This window comes from Erwinia artemisiae (assembly GCF_051400835.1).
Classification (GTDB): domain Bacteria; phylum Pseudomonadota; class Gammaproteobacteria; order Enterobacterales; family Enterobacteriaceae; genus Erwinia; species Erwinia aeris.
The window spans coordinates 449,750-467,282 of record NZ_JBLFFM010000004.1 but is presented as its reverse complement, the minus strand read 5'-3'; the positions used below and the strand labels follow the sequence as shown (position 1 = coordinate 467,282).

The 17,533-nt window shown below is 55.3% G+C and carries 15 protein-coding genes and 1 pseudogene; 4 read left to right on the top strand and 12 right to left on the bottom strand.

Annotation, left to right across the window (positions count from 1 at the left end; genetic code table 11):
* Positions 1 to 63: 63 nt before the first annotated feature.
* Positions 64 to 234 carry a hypothetical protein gene (locus ACMGEE_RS12590; RefSeq protein WP_253460394.1) on the bottom strand — a complete coding sequence of 57 codons (171 nt, stop codon included), beginning with the start codon at positions 232 to 234 and terminating at the stop codon, positions 64 to 66.
* 171 nt (positions 235 to 405) lie between these two features.
* On the opposite strand from ACMGEE_RS12590, the gene ACMGEE_RS12585 reads away from it, so the two are divergent.
* The 3 genes from ACMGEE_RS12585 to ACMGEE_RS12575 all read left to right on the top strand — a co-directional run bounded on the left by ACMGEE_RS12585 (position 406) and on the right by ACMGEE_RS12575 (position 3,404).
* Entirely contained in the window at positions 406 to 1,047 is a 642-nt protein-coding gene (locus ACMGEE_RS12585) for a TetR/AcrR family transcriptional regulator (RefSeq protein WP_253460391.1), read from the top strand.
* 146 nt (positions 1,048 to 1,193) lie between these two features.
* Positions 1,194 to 2,570 (top strand): D-arabinono-1,4-lactone oxidase, encoded by a 1,377-nt coding sequence (locus ACMGEE_RS12580; RefSeq protein WP_301730398.1) that lies wholly within the window; start codon positions 1,194 to 1,196, stop codon positions 2,568 to 2,570.
* Positions 2,571 to 2,585: 15 nt separating this feature from the next.
* Entirely contained in the window at positions 2,586 to 3,404 is an 819-nt protein-coding gene (locus ACMGEE_RS12575) for a glycosyltransferase family 8 protein (RefSeq protein WP_301251006.1), read from the top strand.
* Here ACMGEE_RS12575 and phnH read toward each other — a convergent pair.
* From phnH to ACMGEE_RS12550, 5 genes and pseudogenes are all read right to left on the bottom strand, one after another.
* Positions 3,401 to 3,958 (bottom strand): phosphonate C-P lyase system protein PhnH, encoded by a 558-nt coding sequence (gene phnH / locus ACMGEE_RS12570; RefSeq protein WP_253460383.1) that lies wholly within the window; start codon positions 3,956 to 3,958, stop codon positions 3,401 to 3,403. The two genes, ACMGEE_RS12575 and phnH, sit on opposite strands and share 4 nt — an antisense overlap.
* Positions 3,959 to 4,115: 157 nt before the next feature.
* Positions 4,116 to 4,568, bottom strand: a complete 453-nt coding sequence (locus ACMGEE_RS12565) for a lysozyme (protein WP_253460380.1) — start codon at positions 4,566 to 4,568, stop codon at positions 4,116 to 4,118.
* Positions 4,569 to 4,794: 226 nt separating this feature from the next.
* Positions 4,795 to 5,529 carry a fibronectin type III domain-containing protein gene (locus ACMGEE_RS12560; protein ID WP_436830161.1) on the bottom strand — a complete coding sequence of 245 codons (735 nt, stop codon included), beginning with the start codon at positions 5,527 to 5,529 and terminating at the stop codon, positions 4,795 to 4,797.
* Positions 5,530 to 5,631: 102 nt separating this feature from the next.
* Positions 5,632 to 7,376, bottom strand: a pseudogene (locus ACMGEE_RS12555) (lytic polysaccharide monooxygenase); the annotation flags it as partial.
* Between the two features lie 574 nt (positions 7,377 to 7,950).
* Complete coding sequence (locus tag ACMGEE_RS12550; protein ID WP_436830139.1) at positions 7,951 to 9,690, bottom strand: putative phage tail protein; 1,740 nt, start codon at positions 9,688 to 9,690, stop codon at positions 7,951 to 7,953.
* Positions 9,691 to 10,187: 497 nt separating this feature from the next.
* On the opposite strand from ACMGEE_RS12550, the gene ACMGEE_RS12545 reads away from it, so the two are divergent.
* Positions 10,188 to 11,066, top strand: a complete 879-nt coding sequence (locus tag ACMGEE_RS12545) for a LysR family transcriptional regulator (RefSeq protein ID WP_253460371.1) — start codon at positions 10,188 to 10,190, stop codon at positions 11,064 to 11,066.
* Between the two features lie 234 nt (positions 11,067 to 11,300).
* Here ACMGEE_RS12545 and ACMGEE_RS12540 read toward each other — a convergent pair whose 3' ends face one another.
* The 6 genes from ACMGEE_RS12540 to ACMGEE_RS12515 all read right to left on the bottom strand — a co-directional run bounded on the left by ACMGEE_RS12540 (position 11,301) and on the right by ACMGEE_RS12515 (position 17,531).
* Positions 11,301 to 11,804, bottom strand: a complete 504-nt coding sequence (locus tag ACMGEE_RS12540) for an Lrp/AsnC family transcriptional regulator (RefSeq protein WP_436830138.1) — start codon at positions 11,802 to 11,804, stop codon at positions 11,301 to 11,303.
* A 122-nt stretch (positions 11,805 to 11,926) separates the two neighbouring features.
* Positions 11,927 to 13,243, bottom strand: a complete 1,317-nt coding sequence (gabT, locus tag ACMGEE_RS12535) for a 4-aminobutyrate--2-oxoglutarate transaminase (RefSeq protein ID WP_436830137.1) — start codon at positions 13,241 to 13,243, stop codon at positions 11,927 to 11,929.
* Positions 13,244 to 13,305: 62 nt separating this feature from the next.
* Entirely contained in the window at positions 13,306 to 14,436 is a 1,131-nt protein-coding gene (locus ACMGEE_RS12530; RefSeq protein WP_436830136.1) for a M20 aminoacylase family protein, read from the bottom strand.
* A complete protein-coding gene (locus ACMGEE_RS12525; protein WP_436830135.1) occupies positions 14,436 to 15,359 on the bottom strand; it encodes a 2-hydroxyacid dehydrogenase in 924 nt (307 codons plus the stop codon). Before ACMGEE_RS12525 ends, ACMGEE_RS12530 begins: the two co-directional genes overlap by 1 nt.
* A complete protein-coding gene (locus ACMGEE_RS12520; protein ID WP_436830134.1) occupies positions 15,356 to 16,189 on the bottom strand; it encodes a GNAT family N-acetyltransferase in 834 nt (277 codons plus the stop codon). The genes ACMGEE_RS12525 and ACMGEE_RS12520 overlap by 4 nt, the downstream gene beginning before the upstream one ends.
* Before the next feature lie 10 nt (positions 16,190 to 16,199).
* Positions 16,200 to 17,531 (bottom strand): NAD(P)/FAD-dependent oxidoreductase, encoded by a 1,332-nt coding sequence (locus ACMGEE_RS12515; RefSeq protein ID WP_436830133.1) that lies wholly within the window; start codon positions 17,529 to 17,531, stop codon positions 16,200 to 16,202.
* Positions 17,532 to 17,533: the final 2 nt, after the last annotated feature.

Genomic DNA, 17,533 nt, shown 5'->3' with positions numbered 1-17,533 from the left:
ACGCGGCACGCTAAAGCGCATAGCTCGTTCCAGTAGCTGTAGCGCAGCGTCAGGCGGTAGCGATTATTTTTCACCGTAGCCCCTTGCGCGCAGCCAGCTCATCTCAAAGCCGTACAGCTGGCCGATCGGCAGCAGCGATTCACTCAGCCTTGACGGATCGATGCTCTCTTCGGGTGTAACCGATGGCGTAAACCAGCCGGAAAAGGCGGCAAAATACTTTTTCAGACGAGACATAAATTTCTCCTGCAAAGCGGATAGATGCGTTAAGCGGATTTAACCGCAGGTGCGCCTGGCAGGGAAATATCCACTTCTTCCAACCTTTCCCAAAAATCAGCTTAGGGTTTTTATGGTATTCTTGTCCGCTTCAGCCGCTAAGGCTCTGGATCACGGATTAACTGATTTGCTATGCCCGCACTTGCCAAACGAAAAAACGACCCGGAAGGGTTAAAGAAACGTATTCTTGCCGGCGCGCTGGCTACTTTTGCCGAATTTGGTTTACAGGGCGCGCGCATGGAGCAGATCGCCGACCACGCCGACACCACTAAACGTATGGTGGTCTACCACTTTACCAATAAAGAAAACCTGTACATGGCGGTGCTGGAACAGGTCTACCAGGCTATTCGCCAGCACGAAACCGAGCTGAACCTGACCGAACTGCCGCCGCAGCTGGCGATGCAAAGGCTGGCGGAAGCGAGTTTTGACTATCATCTCTCCCATCCCGACTTTATGCGCCTGGTATGCAGCGAGAACCTGATGCGCGGCCGCTATATCAGCCAGTCTGCGCGCATTAAGACGTTAAATCAGAGCGCGCTTAACGTGCTGGAAGAGATCTTAACGCGGGGCAAAGCCGACGGCGTTTTCGACCCCAACGTCAATACGGTGGACGTGCACCGCCTGATTAGCAGCATCTGTACGCATAATGTCTCTAACCGCTACACCTTCAATACGCTGTTTGGCGATAACGAAAGCGAACAGCAAAGTATTGCCCGCAATCGCCAGCTGGTAGTGGATGCCACGCTGCGCTATCTGCGGCCCGGTGCCGCATAAGGTTGTACAACTTACAAATATGTTGTACAACTTTTTTACCCTGAACCGCTGTTGTTCCAGGGTGATTCAGCTACGCTTACTGAGGTTAACCCCTTTAGTTCGTCCCGCATTTTATCTTTTGAAAGGCCTCACGCCAGGAGTTGCCAATGGCAAGCGAAAATTCCGGTTACCCACGCCGTAAGCCGGATGCCGAAGAAGGCAAAATAATGAACTGGGCGCAGAACGCGACGCTGGCCGACAGCCACGCCGTCAGCGCCCCCAAAACGGAAGAAGAGCTGTGCCGCCTGATTGCTGCCAGCCGCGGTAAAATCCGCGTAATGGGCAATAAAATGTCGCCTGGCCGCGTGCTGAAACTGGCCGCCGCAGGCGATACGCTGCTGGATCTGCGTCATCTGCGAGGATTAATCGCGATGGATGAGCACAGCGCGACTTTTGCGGGCAGCACGCCTATGCATGAGATTTATGAAATACTGAGCGCCGAAGGTAAAATGCTGCCCGCCTCCCCTGGCGTTATCGCCGCGCAAACGCTGGCGGGCGCGCTGGCGACCGGTACGCACGGTCAGGGTCTGCAGCAAAGCTCTATCGCCGACGAGGCGCTGAGCATCCGCATGGTGCTGGCCGACGGCACGGTGGCGGATTTCGATCGCGATCATCCTTTCTTTCACGCCGTGCAGCTGGGCGTGGGCGCGCTGGGCATTGTGACCCAGGTAACGTTGCGCACGCGATCTTCGCTGATCTACACCTGTTATAAAAATGCGGTCAGCGGCGATACCCTGGAGCAGGATATCTATGACTGGAACCATAACTATGCGCTGAGCAAAGCCTGGTGGTTCCCTAACGAAAATCAGGTGCACGTCTGGACGGCTCGCGAAGCCGATAGCGAAGAGATTGCGCAGTATCGCGCCAATAATAACGATCTGGTGAAGCAGGAACAAACCAGCGATGCGATGAATGAAACCATCGACCAGACGCTGGAACATATGCGCAGCGATACCAAAATCGTGGATGAAAACGGCAAGCCGTTCCGCACCGTCACGCGTTTTAAAGATTTCTCCGACGTAACCGGCGACGTTTACCAGGTGTTCTGTCGCGGTATCGCTACGCCGCAGATCAACGTTGAAATCGGTATTCCCATGTCGCGCGTGGGCGAGGTCATCCGTAAGATTAAAGACTGGCACAGCGAAACGCAGCCGCATATGCACTACCCGATTATCTTGCGCTGTACCGGCCCTTCCGCCAGCTGGCTCAGCCCGGCTTACGGCGTCGATACCTGTTTCTTTGGCTTTGTGGTTTATTACGCCGAAGACGGCTCGCTTTCTGAAGAGGGCGTCAGCTTTTTGCAGGCCATCGAGCGGGTGCTGGCGGCGGAAGGCGGCAGGCCGCACTGGGGCAAATACTTTGACGAGTCGCTTTACCACTGGCCGGAAATTTACCCGCAGTGGCAGGCGTTTCGGCAGGTTCGCGAGACGCTGGATCCGCAGCATAAATTTGATAATGCGTTTACCGCAGCACTGTTTGATTAATTAAGGAGAATGCCAATGAAGGCATGGGCAACCCTGCTGACGCAGCCGGGCTATCTGGTGGGCGTCAGCGCGTTGAATCGCTCGCTGAAAAAAAGCGGCAGCCGCTATCCGCTGGTGGTAATGGTCACGGAAAATATCGACGCCCAAAGCCGGCAGATCCTGGAGCAGGAAGGCTGCCTGGTGCGGGAAGTGCAGCCGATCAGCCCCGACAGCAGCCTGGCGCAGCACTACGCCAACGCGCGCTTCTCCGAAGTGTGGACCAAGCTGGCCGCCTGGCAGCTGACGGAATTTAAGCGTATCGTTTTCTTAGATGCGGACATGCTGGTGGTGCAGAACATGGATGAACTCTTTGCCCTGACGCTGGCAAAAGAGAGTATCGCCGCGTGCCACGCCTGCCGCTGCAATCCTAACAAGATCCCGAGCTACCCGAAAAACTGGACGCCGGAAAACTGCTTCTATAGCTACTGCCGGGGCGTGGATCATACGGAGCAGCCTGACGAAGTGGATAATTATCTGAACGGGGGTTTTCTGGTGCTGACGCCGGATCGCGCCGTCTATGACGATATGCTGCAAAAGCTGGCGGAGGTGAAGGATTTGTCGCGCTATCTGTTTGCCGAGCAGGATTTTCTTAACGACTACTATCATCAACGCTGGCGGCCGCTGCCCTATATCTATAATGCGCTGAAAACCCTTCCCTTCCAGCACAGCGCCATGTGGCACCTGCCTGAAGTGAAGAATATTCATTACATTATCGATAAGCCGTGGGAGCGTCAGCCTAATCCTGACGATCGCTACTACTCGCTGAATAAAATGTGGTGGGAGATTGCCGGTTAACAGACCACAACGTTGGTGGTGTGCGGCAGCGCCATCATCTGATCGCCGCAGGTAAAAATCAGGTCGATCGGCTGAGGGAAAGAGTGTACCCGCTCACGCAGGTAATGCAGAACCGCTTTCGGCAGCTTTGGCGCAACGGCGCGAGACTCACGCAGGGCCGGGCCGCTTAAGCGCAGCGTCAGGCCGCCGCTTAGCGCAGGCACCTCAATAATCACGGTGGCGGGCGCGTCGCCTGGCGAAAATTCCGCAATGGCCATGTCGGAAGCGGCATGAAGCAGCGCCACCGACGCTTCCGCTTTGGCCGTGGTTCTGGCGCCAAAACGCTGTAGATTTTCCAGCATCGCCTCGTCGCCGAGCGAGCTGTCCAGCCAGAACGGCGTTTCCCGATCCACCAGCGTCATTAAAATAGCCGTTGCCGCAGGCGAAGCGTTGCCCCATACCGGGATTTGCGGCAGCGTCACTTTTACGCCGGGTTCGCTTATCGCTTTCAGAATAAGACGGAAGGCGCGCTGCGAATCGGCAAAAGAGTGGCTGAAGCTGGCAATCAAAGTCATAAATTTTCCTGTGAGATAATAGGCTGGTTGGTCGGCCCGCAGAACGGACGGCAACGGAATAGCCGTTAAGTTTTTAAGCATGGCAGAAAAAAATGACAGCGACGTTAAAAATGCGTGGCGTTCTGATGAAAATCAGACTGGGCCGTCCCGTCAGCCTTCAGCGCTGCGCATCCGGCGTCAAAAACAGCATTCTTTCGCGCTTTCTGCGCGGCAGCAGGAGATTGACCAGTTTGCCCGCTCTTTTCCACAGCAGAAAAGCCTCTGCGGCTTCCTGATAGTGTTTTTCATTCAGTTTTTTTCTGACCGTGGAATTAACGAAAGCCGTTACGCCAATATTAAAAATCAGGCTGCAAAGCGCGTCATATTGATTCTGGCTAAGCGGTACGGCGACATGCTTTGCAATAGCCTGCTCGACGACCGCTAAATCTTTGCGCAGCAGCTCGGTGGATTTTTCCGCGCTGATCATCATCTCTTTGCTGACGGCAACGCCATCGACGTGGCCGGTATGCCCTACGCCAATCGTCGCTATCCCCACCGAATCCAGATAGCCGCTCAGCTTCTCGCCCTCCTCCTCTTTAATAAAGCGGATACCTTTTTCGCTAATGTTCATTCTGCTTTCCGTTCTCTGTTTGCTGATTAACGCTGTTGCCTGTATGCAGCGCTCGGCTGGCTGATTAATGACGGACAAACCGACGTGATTTTTAATACGCGCGGCTGTTAAACGGCGAAGGCGTATTAAAAATCACGCTGTAGTAGCCGTTAACGACTTAACAACGTGATTTGATTTAATTTATGTCAGGCGAACGGGCCGCGTCCCTTTGGCCCGCAAGGATAAATTAACGTGCCTGACGCCACAGGGTTTCTGCCAGACCCGGCGCCCAGTCAACGGCGTGGGCAACATGCGTCTGGATACAAACCCAGTTTTTACCTTGATGGGTAACGATATCGCCAGCGGTGTAAGATCCGCCCAGCACCCATGCCGGATACTGGCCGTTATCGCCGTTGTCGTCGTTGCCGTTGTCGTCGTTGCAGTTAGCCAGAGTGGTGATGCTCAGTACGTTGCTCGGAACGGAAAGCAGATCCTGAGAATCCACAGCGGCAACAAAGTAACGGTAAGTGGTTTCTGCACGCAGGCCGCTGTCGGTATAGCTGAGCTGAGAAGCCGCCACGCGAGCGATTTCATCACCTTCGCGGTAAACGATGTAGCCGGCAATGGCGTTGCTGCCTTGAGAAGAACCCCACATCAGCGCAACGCTGTCTGCGGTCACGCCCATGCTGTGCAGCTGTGCTGGCGCAGTTGGTGGCGTGGTGGAGGCGTCAGGATTTTTAGTGGTCACGATAACAGCTTCGCTGCGAACGGATTCTCTGCCTGTAGCGCTGACCGCGCTGATGGTGTAGCGGTAAGCGGTGTTTGCCTCCAGGCCGTTATCCACAAAGCTCAGCTGGGTACCGTTGAAGATCATGTTGTTGTCACGATACAGACGGTAAGAAACGCCTGCGGTTGAAGAAGCGTTCCACGCCAGCGCAATGCTGCTGGTGGTGATATCGGTCGCGTGCAGGCTGGCTGGCACCGCAGGCGCAGTTTCGCCGCCGTTGCCGTTGCCCACGAAATCCAGATCGATAACCTGGTAGAACGCGTTACCGGTATCGGCAACTTCCCATACCGCCAGCAGCACATGGTAGCCGCGACGCGTGGCAGCTGGATTTCATGCGTGGTTGGGCCGGTCGGACGCAGCGTGGCGCCGTGGCTCCAGTAAGGCTGCTCGGTAAATTCCGCTTTAAAGAACGGCGTGGATTCAAACTGCGCGCGGCTCAGCGGCTGGTTTGGATTCCAGTCTTCGCGGGTAATAAAGTAGTTATAGCGACGAGTGGTGTGGGCTGCGGTATAGGTCCAGACGAATTTCATGATTTCGCCTGGGGTTACCGTGTGTTTTTTCCAGTGGGTGCCTGGCTCATCCAGGAAGCGACCGTCGCCCTGGTTGGCGCTGGCGATTTCGCCGTCGCGTGGTGGCACAGCATTCGGGCTGTCGTCCGGCGCTACAGCGTCACGCAGACCGCTCTGCGCAGCCGGGAAGAATTTACCCGCTTCGCGCTGGTTCAGCTGACCGGCGTTCAGTTTGCCTTCCTGCCATGCAAAGAAAGCACGTGAAGCTGGCGTGGCGATATGACCGTGGCGCAGTGCCGGAGCGATGTTATTTGACATTGTTTTAAATTCCGTAGTGGTTTTGTTGGTGGAAATTGGCTGCCAGAGCGATGTAGCCAGCTCAGGCGTCCAGAAAAGGTTAGAGTCATGCTGCATGACGCAGATATAGTTACGTGACTGCCAGCTCACGCGGGCACCATCGATATAACGCACACCCGCGCGCCACTGTTCAAACTGCGGTTCAGGCGTTGGCTCTGGGGTTGGTTCCGGTGTTGGCTCAGGCGTTGGTTCCGGGGTTGGTTCCGGAGTAGGCTCAGGCGTTGGTTCCGGAGTTGGCGTCGGCCCAGGCACTACACCATCACCGGCCAGGTAGCCGTAGCGACGGATAAATTCCCAGTTGTAAGGCACGTTATCGCTGGTAAAACCGGCATCCCAGTTAACGGACCAGGTCATCAGACCCGCAACAGGCAGACCAGCGGCCTCAAGGCGAGCCAGGGCATTTTTCACATCCTGTGGATTAATGACATAACCGGTCGCTGCCGCATCGTTATTGGTTGGCAGGCCGATAATGAATTTTTCGCTTGGGATCTTCAGGAAATTACGGGTACCGGTGACCAGGCTTTCAGTCAGGTAATAGAGAAAATCTTCTTTAATCGCGTCATTGCTTTGCGACACCCATTGGTTGATTTCATCAACCCAGACGCCGTCACCGCCCTGGTTATAGAACTGCGGCGCAACGTAATCGTAGTAGCCTTCCAGGCCGATGATATAAGGGCTGTAATGGCCGCCATTGGTCAGGTAAGGGAATTCTGGCGCCATGCTGATGATGAAGTTCTTACCGAACTTGCGGTAGTGATCTTTCACCACGCGCAGCGCAGCAGGGATCACCGTCTGGTTATCGGCAGCGGTAATCGCAGACTGCTCCAGATCGATATCCAGGCCGTCAAAGCCATATTTATCGCTCAGCGCGATAATACGCTCGGCCAGCGCCACTTCGTCCCCGGCGTGCATTTCGATATGCGCATCGGCGCCGCCCATGGAAATCAGAACCTTACGGCCCTTAGCCTGCACTTTCGCGATTTCGCTGCGGAATTCAGCATCCGTTCCTTTATACGGTTTGAAATCAGGGATGCGGTCGCTGTCATCCAACACTTTCATAAAAGCGACGGCGATAATGTTATATTGCACAGGAATTTCGGACAGGGTCATTTCCGTGAAGCGGCCCTGTTTATAACCCTGAGCGCCTACGGCTGGCCAGTTGTGCCAGAAGCCCATAACGATTTTATTTTGCGCGGAGCGGTTTCCGGCAATCTGACCTGCCGATAAATTTTTAGAAGCTGGCATAATTCCTCCATATGCATCTGCCATGATGCATATTTCATTATGTAAAATGTTCTTTTTGTTATGCAGCCAGCAAGCAAAATAATGCGCTTACTGCATGCGTTCTATTTTATTCAGCCAGGCAAAACAGACAAACCCAATAATTGCATTCAGCTATTAATAATTGAAAAGCCTTTGTTTTATATGAGTTATTTATAGAAACACCTCGTCATTTAATTTTATTTAAACCCTGAATAAACACCTTTGATTATTCTATTTACTTTTAAAATTACAGTATAAGAACGTATATGTTTAGCTATTATTTAATTTTATAACCTTGCGCAAACACCAGCAAAGGCATTCCATTACATCGTCATTTCATCTTGGTAATTAATCAGGAAAAGGAGCAGTAGATGCGGCCAGAGATTCAGGTGGGCAAATAAAATAAAAATAAATATTGCGTTATTTTATGCAAGGGTAACATGAAAAAAAACCGGCCATATCAAGGCCGGTTTTTCACTAATGGGCATTAGCTGTTTATGGGTTTTAGTTCAATCGCGTAATCAAGACCGTTTACCCTTACCCGCAGGCATTCTCTGGCCGTACCAACCGACGCGGTGCTGACCACGCGGCCACGCATAATCAGGTCGTTATTATTGTTGTAACCATAGCCGACCCGATCCGTTCCTTCCCAGTGCTGCAAAAATGCCGTTACCGGCTCGGCATCCAGCACGGCCGCTTCCGCAGCAGAAACCTGCGTATAAGACTTGATAAAGCGGAAATGAACGCCGCGCGAGAAACGATCGTGGCAGTTAGTGGTGATCAGAGCGATACAGAAGCCGGTGTATTTAGCCAGCTTAACAAATATTTCCCCTCTGCTGCTGCCCAGCGATCTCACCCTGACCCGCGTCACCGGGCACGATCCTTCCGCTGCCCAGGAGGCGTTAAAGCTGCCGTTCACGTTCTGAATAGAGATTATCGCTTCGCCTTCCGGCGTGCGTGACGTGAAGTCGATTTGCGTTTCCGGCATCGCATTAAACTGAGAGGAACCGATAATGCGCATCTGCATCTGCGTGGTCCATTCCGGCATCTCAATCTCGCCCACTTTAAACCAGGTTTCCCGATCCTGACGGTTATCCATACGTTCCTGGGAAGTGATGTACTCGTAGTTCAGCGAACCTTCAATACGCGCGCCGTGGTTTTCAAGGAATATCTGCCCTTCTTCATATACAGGCAGCCAGCGCTCGCCGCTGTCAGAGAGATCCAGCCCCTCGCCGTTATGCACATTCAGCATGGTAGAAATAAGGCGCGTATGATGGCACTTGAGCGGATTTTTATTGCCTTCCAGATTCAGCGCATTGACCTTCCACTGGCCGTTGGAAAGGTCGCCGGGGAATTCGGTATGCTCAATCCAGCCGTTATGCAGCACGCACTGCGTCGCGCGCGGCAGATCGATCATTTCAGACTTCACGCCGTACTGGATATTAAAGTTGCTGAGCTCGATAGCGGTAAGGTGATCCCAGGAGCCAGCGGCGCGATCGGACCAGCGGCCATAGATAACGCTGCCGGCGCAGCGGGTGGCGTACCACTGATCGATCTTACAATCCAGCGTATCGAGCAGATCCAGCGCGCGGCCGCCCAAATCCTGGAAATGCACCCCGGTCACGCGCAGATACTGACCGCCGGGGATGATATTTTTAAAGAAACCTTTGGTTTTAGTGTTGTCCTGCCCATTAACGATAATGCCGCTGATATAGGTCCAACGGGCGTTGACGGTAAACATGTATTCGCCGTCTTTCTGGTCAGAGAAAAGACGGGTGTTAGGGAAGTAGCCGAAGTTGACGTGGGCGCCAGAGAGACGGAAACGGTTTACCTCCTGGCCGGAGAAATCAAATTTAGAGATAAAGAAGTTACCTGCCGGAAAGCGGATGCCGACGTTTTCATGGGTACGTACATTGTTTTGACGATCCATGATGCGTGACCAGTGCCACATGCGGGTAACGGCTTCCAGACAGTCCGTTTTGCCATCCGGGATAGCGCCGAAATCGACCACGGTTACGCCCGCGTTATCGGTAATATAACGTTTCCAGCGCATATTTCGGGGAGTAACGACAGTCATGCCGCCATCTTCCGGCGCCGTCTTGTCGTTAAAGTCACTGATAAAAATACCGCCGCCGTAGCCGGTTCCTGCACTATAAGAAAGCACAATAGCCAGTTCGCCGTGGGCGGCAGGCTCGTGCGCCCGTAATTCCTCAATAGAGTTCAGCATAGAAAAGTTATTTTCTTCATTAGCTGAATGCGCAAGATATACAATTCTGTCGAAGTCAATAGCTTTGCCATCTTTATCAAGTACGTTTAAGTTCCTGACCATTTCATTTAACTTAACCTGTTGTGATGTTAAATTATCCTGGTTGTTGTCACCAATGACACTCATTTAAAGCCTCTTTATTAAATATATATTATACGATGGTTGCATTTTCTGATGGGTTGCAGGCTTGCATTTAATGTTGGTTTAGGTTTCCACCAAAAAACGCGGTTTAAACCATATTTCTTGCTTTAGTTTTTAGAATTGACAGGATAATAATTGAAGGTCATTCATACAATTTTAAAAAATGATGCTCACGCGTAGAAATTAGCATCTCTATGATTAGAAAAATAAAAACAGTCTTATTTTGTAAATACCCCCCATCCAGAGCTTTCGTAAGTATGCTATATTTTTCATAAATTTACGCTAAGTTAACAGTTGTTAAACGATCTGGAGGTTTTATGTTTCTGTCATCTAATCTGAAATGCTTTATTGTGCTGGCGAAAGAGAAGTCATTAAAGAAGGCTTCTGAGATATTATTCGTTACCTCTTCCCCTATTTCTCGCCGGATAAAAATATTAGAAGACGAGCTGGGATTTAAATTATTTTCACGCACGGACCATGATTTCACCCTGACCAAAAAAGGGCTGGAACTCTACGATAAAATAATGCCGCATTACGATAAGATGACGGAACTGGAAGACTATTTTTCACGAAAAAGAACCAACGTTAATATTCGCCGTGGCCTGATGATTGGTGTAGAAAACCTCAATCCCTTTTTATTCAACCTGCTGGTAAAAACCCGCAAGAAGACCGAAAGCGTCTCTTATTGTTCCTGCGATACCAAAACTTCGGTGGAATCGCTGCTTTCCGGCGAGATCCACGGCGTTATTTCCCATCGGGAAATCAACGATAACGGGATCCTGTCGATGAATTTTTTCAGCGAGCCCGCCTGCTATCTCTATTCTAAAAAGTTCCCCGATTCGCAGCTTAGCGATATAAAAAACACGCCCGTCATCATTCCTACCAATGGCTTTTACGAACACTATGTGAAAAACGCGCATGCCAAAATCCTGACTATGTGTCCTACGGCGCAGGTTATTATCGTGGATGATATTTATGATTATATTTCGCTGATTGCCAATGGCGAAGCCGTTGGGCTAATCAGTGAATCAATGGTGTCATTTTATCAAAGCAAAATAAGCAATTTCAGTGAGTTAAGTTACAGAGTCGAAAAATCATTCCCGGAGCTTAAAACCTATATCTACTATCTGAAAGAACGTGAGTTCTCTTTGAAATATGCGTTAGACACCGTTGACGCTGCACAGGTAAATGCGTGATAACAGAGACAGGATGTCTCTTTTTTAACATTCTTACAGGCTGAGGGACAACGGGAAACGCATCGGGAAAAAACTTTTTCCTGATCTGGCGGGTAAAGCATGGCGCCAGAATTAATGACTGGTATCATCCGCGACGGTGAAAAGCGAACTATCCCTGGCGTATCGCCAACCAGGGAAAATAAGAAAGGATAACGCCCTTCATAACATTTTTGCCGTCATTATGCCCGACAGCCATCAGAACTCCATCGTTTGACGAGAGATAAGCGAACGCAGCGGCACGCTGCTTTTCAGGATCGGCGATTTAATAACAATGTAGCTAAAGTATTTATCTATCCCGATTTTAGCGTCCAGAACGCTTTCAATAACTTCCTGGTAATGTTCGATGCTGCGGGTAATAAAACGCAGCAGATAATCGTATCCGCCGGTAATCAAATGACACTCCATCAGTTCGTCCACCTCCCGGAGCGCGTTTTCAAAACGCATAAAGTCTTCGCGCCGGTGTCCGGCCAGCGTAACCTCGGTGAAGACGGTAACGGAATCGGTAATTTTAGGTAAATTAACGTGCGCCTCGTAACCGGTAATAAACCCTGCCGTTTCCAGACGTTTTACCCGCTGTAGACAGGGACTGGGTGAAAGCCCGACAGCGTCGGCAAGGTTTACATTACTGATGCGACCGTCCTTTTGCAGCTGTACCAGAATATTGATGTCGATGCGGTCCAGTTTCATTAAGCCGTTCATAACACCCTCATTGTTACCAGTTTGTCATAAGACGGGTATACCACGCTTCGCCACGGCCGCGCCAGCGTTTACTGTGTGCTACCCGCCTCTTAATACGCCAGTAATATCAATGAGAAAGCAGATTAGCCCAGCCTGCCGGTCGCGCGCGCCAGCGCGATATCAAAGATATGCAGCGCCTCTTCCAGCTGTGAATCGCTGGTGACCAGCGGCGCCAGAAAACGCACCGTGTTGCGCTGCACGCCGCATTTGATCAGTAACAGCCCTTCCTGACAGGCCGCGTCGAGGATCTTCTGCGTCAGCGCCGCATCCGGCCTGCCCGTTTCGAAATCAATGATTTCCGCCGCCTGCATCAGCCCTGTGCCGCGCACGTCGCCGATACAGGCGTATTTATCCGCTAACTGCTGCAGGCGCGAATGCAGCCGCGCGCCCAGCTGATTGGCCCGCTCCAGCAGCGGTTCCTGCTCAAAGAGATCCAGTACAGCCAGCGCGGCGGCGCAGGCCAGCGCATTGCCGCCATAGGTTCCGCCTAATCCACCCGGCAGCGGCGCATCCATCACCTCCGCACGTCCGACCACGCCGGAGATCGGCAGGCCGCCACCCAGGCTTTTGGCCACCGTAATCAGATCCGGCTGGATACCCGTATGCTGGAAGCCGAACATTTTGCCGGTGCGGCCAAATCCGGTCTGCACCTCGTCGCAAATCAACAACATGCCGTGCCGCTGCGTAATCGCGCGCAGCGCCTGCATAAATGCGGGCGAAGCAGGCAGAAAGCCGCCGTCACCCTGCACCGGTTCGATAATAATAGCCGCCACGCGTTCCGGCATGATTTGCACCGCGAACAGCGTATCCAGCGCTTTCAGGCAATCTTCCTCGCTAATCTGCTGGAAAGCATTTGGAAACGGCACGCGGTAAATGTCGCCGGGAAAAGGCCCGAAATTTTGCTTATAGGGCTGACTCATGCCGGTCAGCGTACAGCCCAGCAGCGTGCGGCCGTGAAAAGCGCCGTCAAAAGCGATAATGCCGGAGCGATTGGTGTACGCGCGCGCAATCTTTACCGCGTTTTCCACCGCTTCCGCCCCGCTGGTGAAAAAGACGCTTTTATAATGTTCGTCGCTGCCCACCAGCTGATTGAGCCGTTCCGCCAGCCTGATGTAGCCCGGATAGGCGGCCACCTGAAAACAGGCGTGCGTCACCTGCTGAAGCTGCTGCGTTACCGCCGCCACGACCGCCGGATGATTATGGCCAACGTTAAGCACGCCAATGCCCGCCACAAAATCCAGATAGCGGTTTCCCTCTACATCCCACACTTCCGCGCCTTTCCCTTTGGCGATGGTCAGCGGGTGCGCCGTCACGACGCCACGCGCCACCTGCTCGTCACGCGCGTCCAGAAACAGGGCGTTATCGGTAAATGTCTGTTCTTCAACCAGTAAACTTTGCATCTCTGTTCCTCATTGCATGAAAGCGAAAAGCACGCCGCGACCGTACTGGCCGCGTCGGCGAATTAACTGTCGGAAAGGGGCAGCGCGCTACGCGTTACCTCGCAAAACCAGCTGACACCGTAAGGGATCAGCGCATCGTTAAAGTCATAGGCGGGGTGGTGCAGCGGTCGGCTGGCCGCCGATCCCAGCCACAGGTAAGCGCCAGGCCGCGCCTGCAGCAGAAAAGAAAAATCTTCCGAGGTCAGCGCGGGCTTTTCCGCTATGGAAGCGTTTAACCCGGCGCTTTTCGCGGCCCGTAGCGCCAGCTCCGCTTCCGCCGCGCTGTTGACGGTAGCGGGATAGTAGCGCGTGTAGCGGACATCCGCCGTCAGGCCGTGTGCTGCCGTAATATGTCTCGCCATCTCACGCAGGCGATTTTCTATTACATCCTGCACCTCAGGATTGAAGGTGCGCACGGTGCCGGTAAGGCTGGCCTCCGCCGGGATCATATTGTGGGAAAAGCCCCCCTGAATGCGCGTTACCGTCAGCAGCGCCGCTTCGCAAGGATCCACCGCGCGGGCAACCAGCGTATTCAGCTGAACCACCAGCTCGCTGGCCGCCAGCAGCGTATCCGGACTGAGATGCGGCTGCGCGGCATGACCGCCGCCGCCCTTCACGGTGATATCAAAACGATCGGCGGCGGCCATAATAGCGCCCGTACGGGTTTGCGCGCTGCCCAGCGGCAGTTCCGGCCAGTTATGCACGGCGTAAACGGCATCGCAGGGGAAGCGGCTGAACAGGCCATCGTCGATCATCGCCTGCGCGCCGGCCAGCCCTTCCTCCGCAGGCTGAAAAATAAATACCACCGTACCGTCGAACCCGCCGTTTCGCGCCAGCGCTTCCGCCGCGCCCAGCAGCATCACGGTATGGCCGTCGTGCCCGCAGGCGTGACAGCGGTCGGCGTGCTGGCTTTTCCACGGCTGCGCGCCGCTATCCTCTATTGGCAGCGCATCCATATCTGCCCGCAGTCCGACGGTTTTACCACCGCCGCCGCGCCGCAGCACGCCAACCACGCCGGTTTTTCCGATACCGCGATGCACCTCAATATCCAGCGCGGCCAGAAAATCGGCCACGATGCCCGCCGTGCGATGTTCGGCAAATCCCAGTTCGGGATGCGCGTGTAGATCGCGGCGCAGTGCGATTAAGTCACTCATTAATATCCTCGCTCCCTTTCCACTACGCCGTGCATCGGCTCGCCGCGTTCAAAACGGCGGATATTTTCCAGCAGTGCCCTGAGCGCGCTTTCCGGCTGCGCCTGGCTGGCGATATGCGGCGTCAGCCAGAGGGCGGGATGGTGCCAGAACGGATGATCTTCCGGCAGCGGCTCCGGCTCGGTGACGTCAACCACCGCCGCCGCAAGCTGGCCGCTGTCCAGCGCGTTCAGCAAATGCTGATGATTAAGCTGTTTGCCGCGTCCCACCTGTATCAGCGACGCGCCCGTCGGCAGCTGGCTGAACAGTTCGGCATTCAGGATGCCTTCGGTGGCAGCGGTCAGCGGCAGCAGGCAGATCAGAATATCGCTACGCGCCAGAAAAGCGCCCAACTGCGCTGCGCCCGCAAAGCTGGCGACGCCAGCAATATGTTTGGCCGTGCGGCTCCAGCCCGCACAGTCGAAACCCAGCTGCACCAGCGGCTTCAGTACCGCCTCGCCCAGCGCGCCCACGCCCATCACGCCCACGCGCCGCTTTGCGGCAGGCATCGCCGGGTGCGCCAGCCAGCGCCTGTTGCGCTGCTGCTGAAGGTAGCGTGGCATTTCGCGATGCAGCCCCAGCACGGCGAAGGTGACGTATTCCACCATGCCGCTGGTAAGGCCCGGCTCAATCATGCGCACCACGGGCAGATCGGGCGGCAGCGCAGCGTAATCAAACTGCTCGGCGCCCGCGCCGACGGAAAACAGCGCCTTAAGGCCGGTAAATACGCTGACATCCTCCGGCGGCTGCCAGGCGACCAGGTAGTCGATTTCCGCCGCCTCGCCAATATCGGGCCACTGGCGAAACACCGCTTCCGGCGCCAGCTCCGCCAGTAATGCCGCCCAGATACGGCCGCGCTCCGGCTCTGATTTGTAGAGGATATTCATGCCATTGCCTGGCTCATCAGCCCGAATGCCCGCACGCCCTGCGGCTGCCAGGGCTTGCCTTTATGCATGGTGACGGGCATATCGACCTGCGCCATGCCGAGCGTGGCAAGCCAGTCGCCCAGCCCGCAGGCGCTGTCGGTATCAATACGCACGAAGGCGCCTTCCAGACCGGCGAGCAGCTCGCTAACCAGCACTTTCGCCTGCTGTAAATCGCCGCAGATAATCGGGCCGATGGCGAAGCCGTGGCCGAAGCGGCGCAGACAGGCGAATCCCGCCGTTTGATCCTGCTCTTCCAGCACCAGAAAGCGGTCTCCGTTGGCAAAAAGCTCGGCGATCAGTGTCGGCCGACGCTGCCCGTGCGCTCTGCTTTCCAGCTCGCCCAGCGCCGTCAGCTCTTCGCGGCGGGCGGGGCGCAGGCTTTGCGACGCCTGCGGGGGAACGCGTTCGCCCGGCGCCAGCTCGCGGCTCTGATGCTGCGCAATCTTGCCCGTAGCCACAAAACCCAGCTTCTCGTACAGCCCTTTGCCCATTTCGGTGGCGTGCAGGCGCAGCTGATGCCCTTCCAGCGCGGCCAGCACCGTCTGCATTAGCTGTTTACCGATGCCTTTGCCCTGCGCTTCGTCAGCGACAATCACCAGGCCGATGCTGGCGTAGTCGCCCCAGCGCCAGTAAAGCGTGGTGCCAATCAGCTCGCCGTTTTCCACCGCCGCCAGGCCTTCGCCCAGCGCCAGCGCCTGCCGCCAGTCTTCACGGCGGTGCGGCCAATGTAGCCGCTGCGTCAGAGCATAAGCGGCATCAAGGTGCTGCTCGTTCATCGTGACTATGTTCATGCTTTTCTCCTTAAATCATGCCTGGCTGTTGCAGGCCGCTGCCGTCTACCAGCCTGGCATAGCGGAACGGCGTGGGATCGACCACCGGCGAGGAATCGGTCGCTAAATCGGCGGCCAGCCGCCCGGCCCCCGGTCCGATGCCGAACCCGTGCGCGCTGTAGCCTGCCGACAGGATCAGTCCGGGCAGCCTGTCGACGTGCGAGATCACCGGCACCGCATCCGGCGTGCTGTCGATCATCCCACCCCAGGCCTGCTCCACGCGCAGTCCGGCCAGCGCCGGATATTCTTTGCGCATTGCGTTCAGCCCTTCCTGCACCAGCGCCATATCGGCGGCCGGATCGAGAATACGGATCTTTTCAAACGGCGAGCGGCGATCGAACTGCCAGCGCGCCAGCGCTTCCGGCCCCTTCAGGAAAGGCGTCAGGCCCAGCTCCAGCCTGAGGTTTTTGCGTCGGGCTTTAAACGTGGGATAAAACTGTCGCGCATAGCGCAGCCCCTGTGCGCCGGGCGCCAGCCGCCCCCGGCCGGAAACGGAAACGGTATAGCTGCCGTCCAGCTGCGGGCGACAGGCGAAGTCCGGCGTGTAGAGCGGCATAGCAATGGCCTGCTCGATCGGCGCGGTACGAAAAGCCGTGCCGATAACGTTGCCCAGCGGCAGCTCAATGCCGTGACGGCGGCAGAACATCGACGTCCACGCCCCGCCCGCGCAGATCACGCGCTGCGTTTTGATGGTGCCTCTTTCGGTGATCACGCCGCTGACTTTTCCGGCGGCGATATCCAGCCCGCGCACGGCGCACTGCTGGAACACGCTTGCGCCCAGCCGCTGCGCCGCGATCGCCAGCCCCGGAGCCGCCATTGCCGGTTCCGCATGACCGTCCGTAGGCGAAGAGACGCCGCCCGCCCAGCGGCTGGTGCTGCCCGGCGTCATCGCTTTCGCCTGGTCGGCGGTAAGGATATCGCTGCGTACGCCGTAGTGCCTCGCCATCTGTCCCCACTTTTCCCAGGCGTTGATATCGTTCTGGTTGCCGGTGGCGTACACCAGCCCGGAGCGGCGAAAGCCCAGCTCCTCGCCGGTTTCCTGCCCCAGCTCGCTCCAGCGCTGTAGCGCATAGATAATCAGCGGCAGCTCGCGCTCGTCGCGGTTCTGCTGGCGGCACCAGCCCCAGTTGCGGCTGGACTGTTCGCCGCCAACCAGGCCTTTTTCAATCAGCACCACGCTGACGCCCTTTCTCGCCAGTTCATACGCCGCCGCCGTGCCGGCAATGCCTGCGCCAATCACTACTACATCTGCCGATTCGGGAAAATATCGGCTGTCCTGAACGTATCGTATCAGTGCGGGCATAA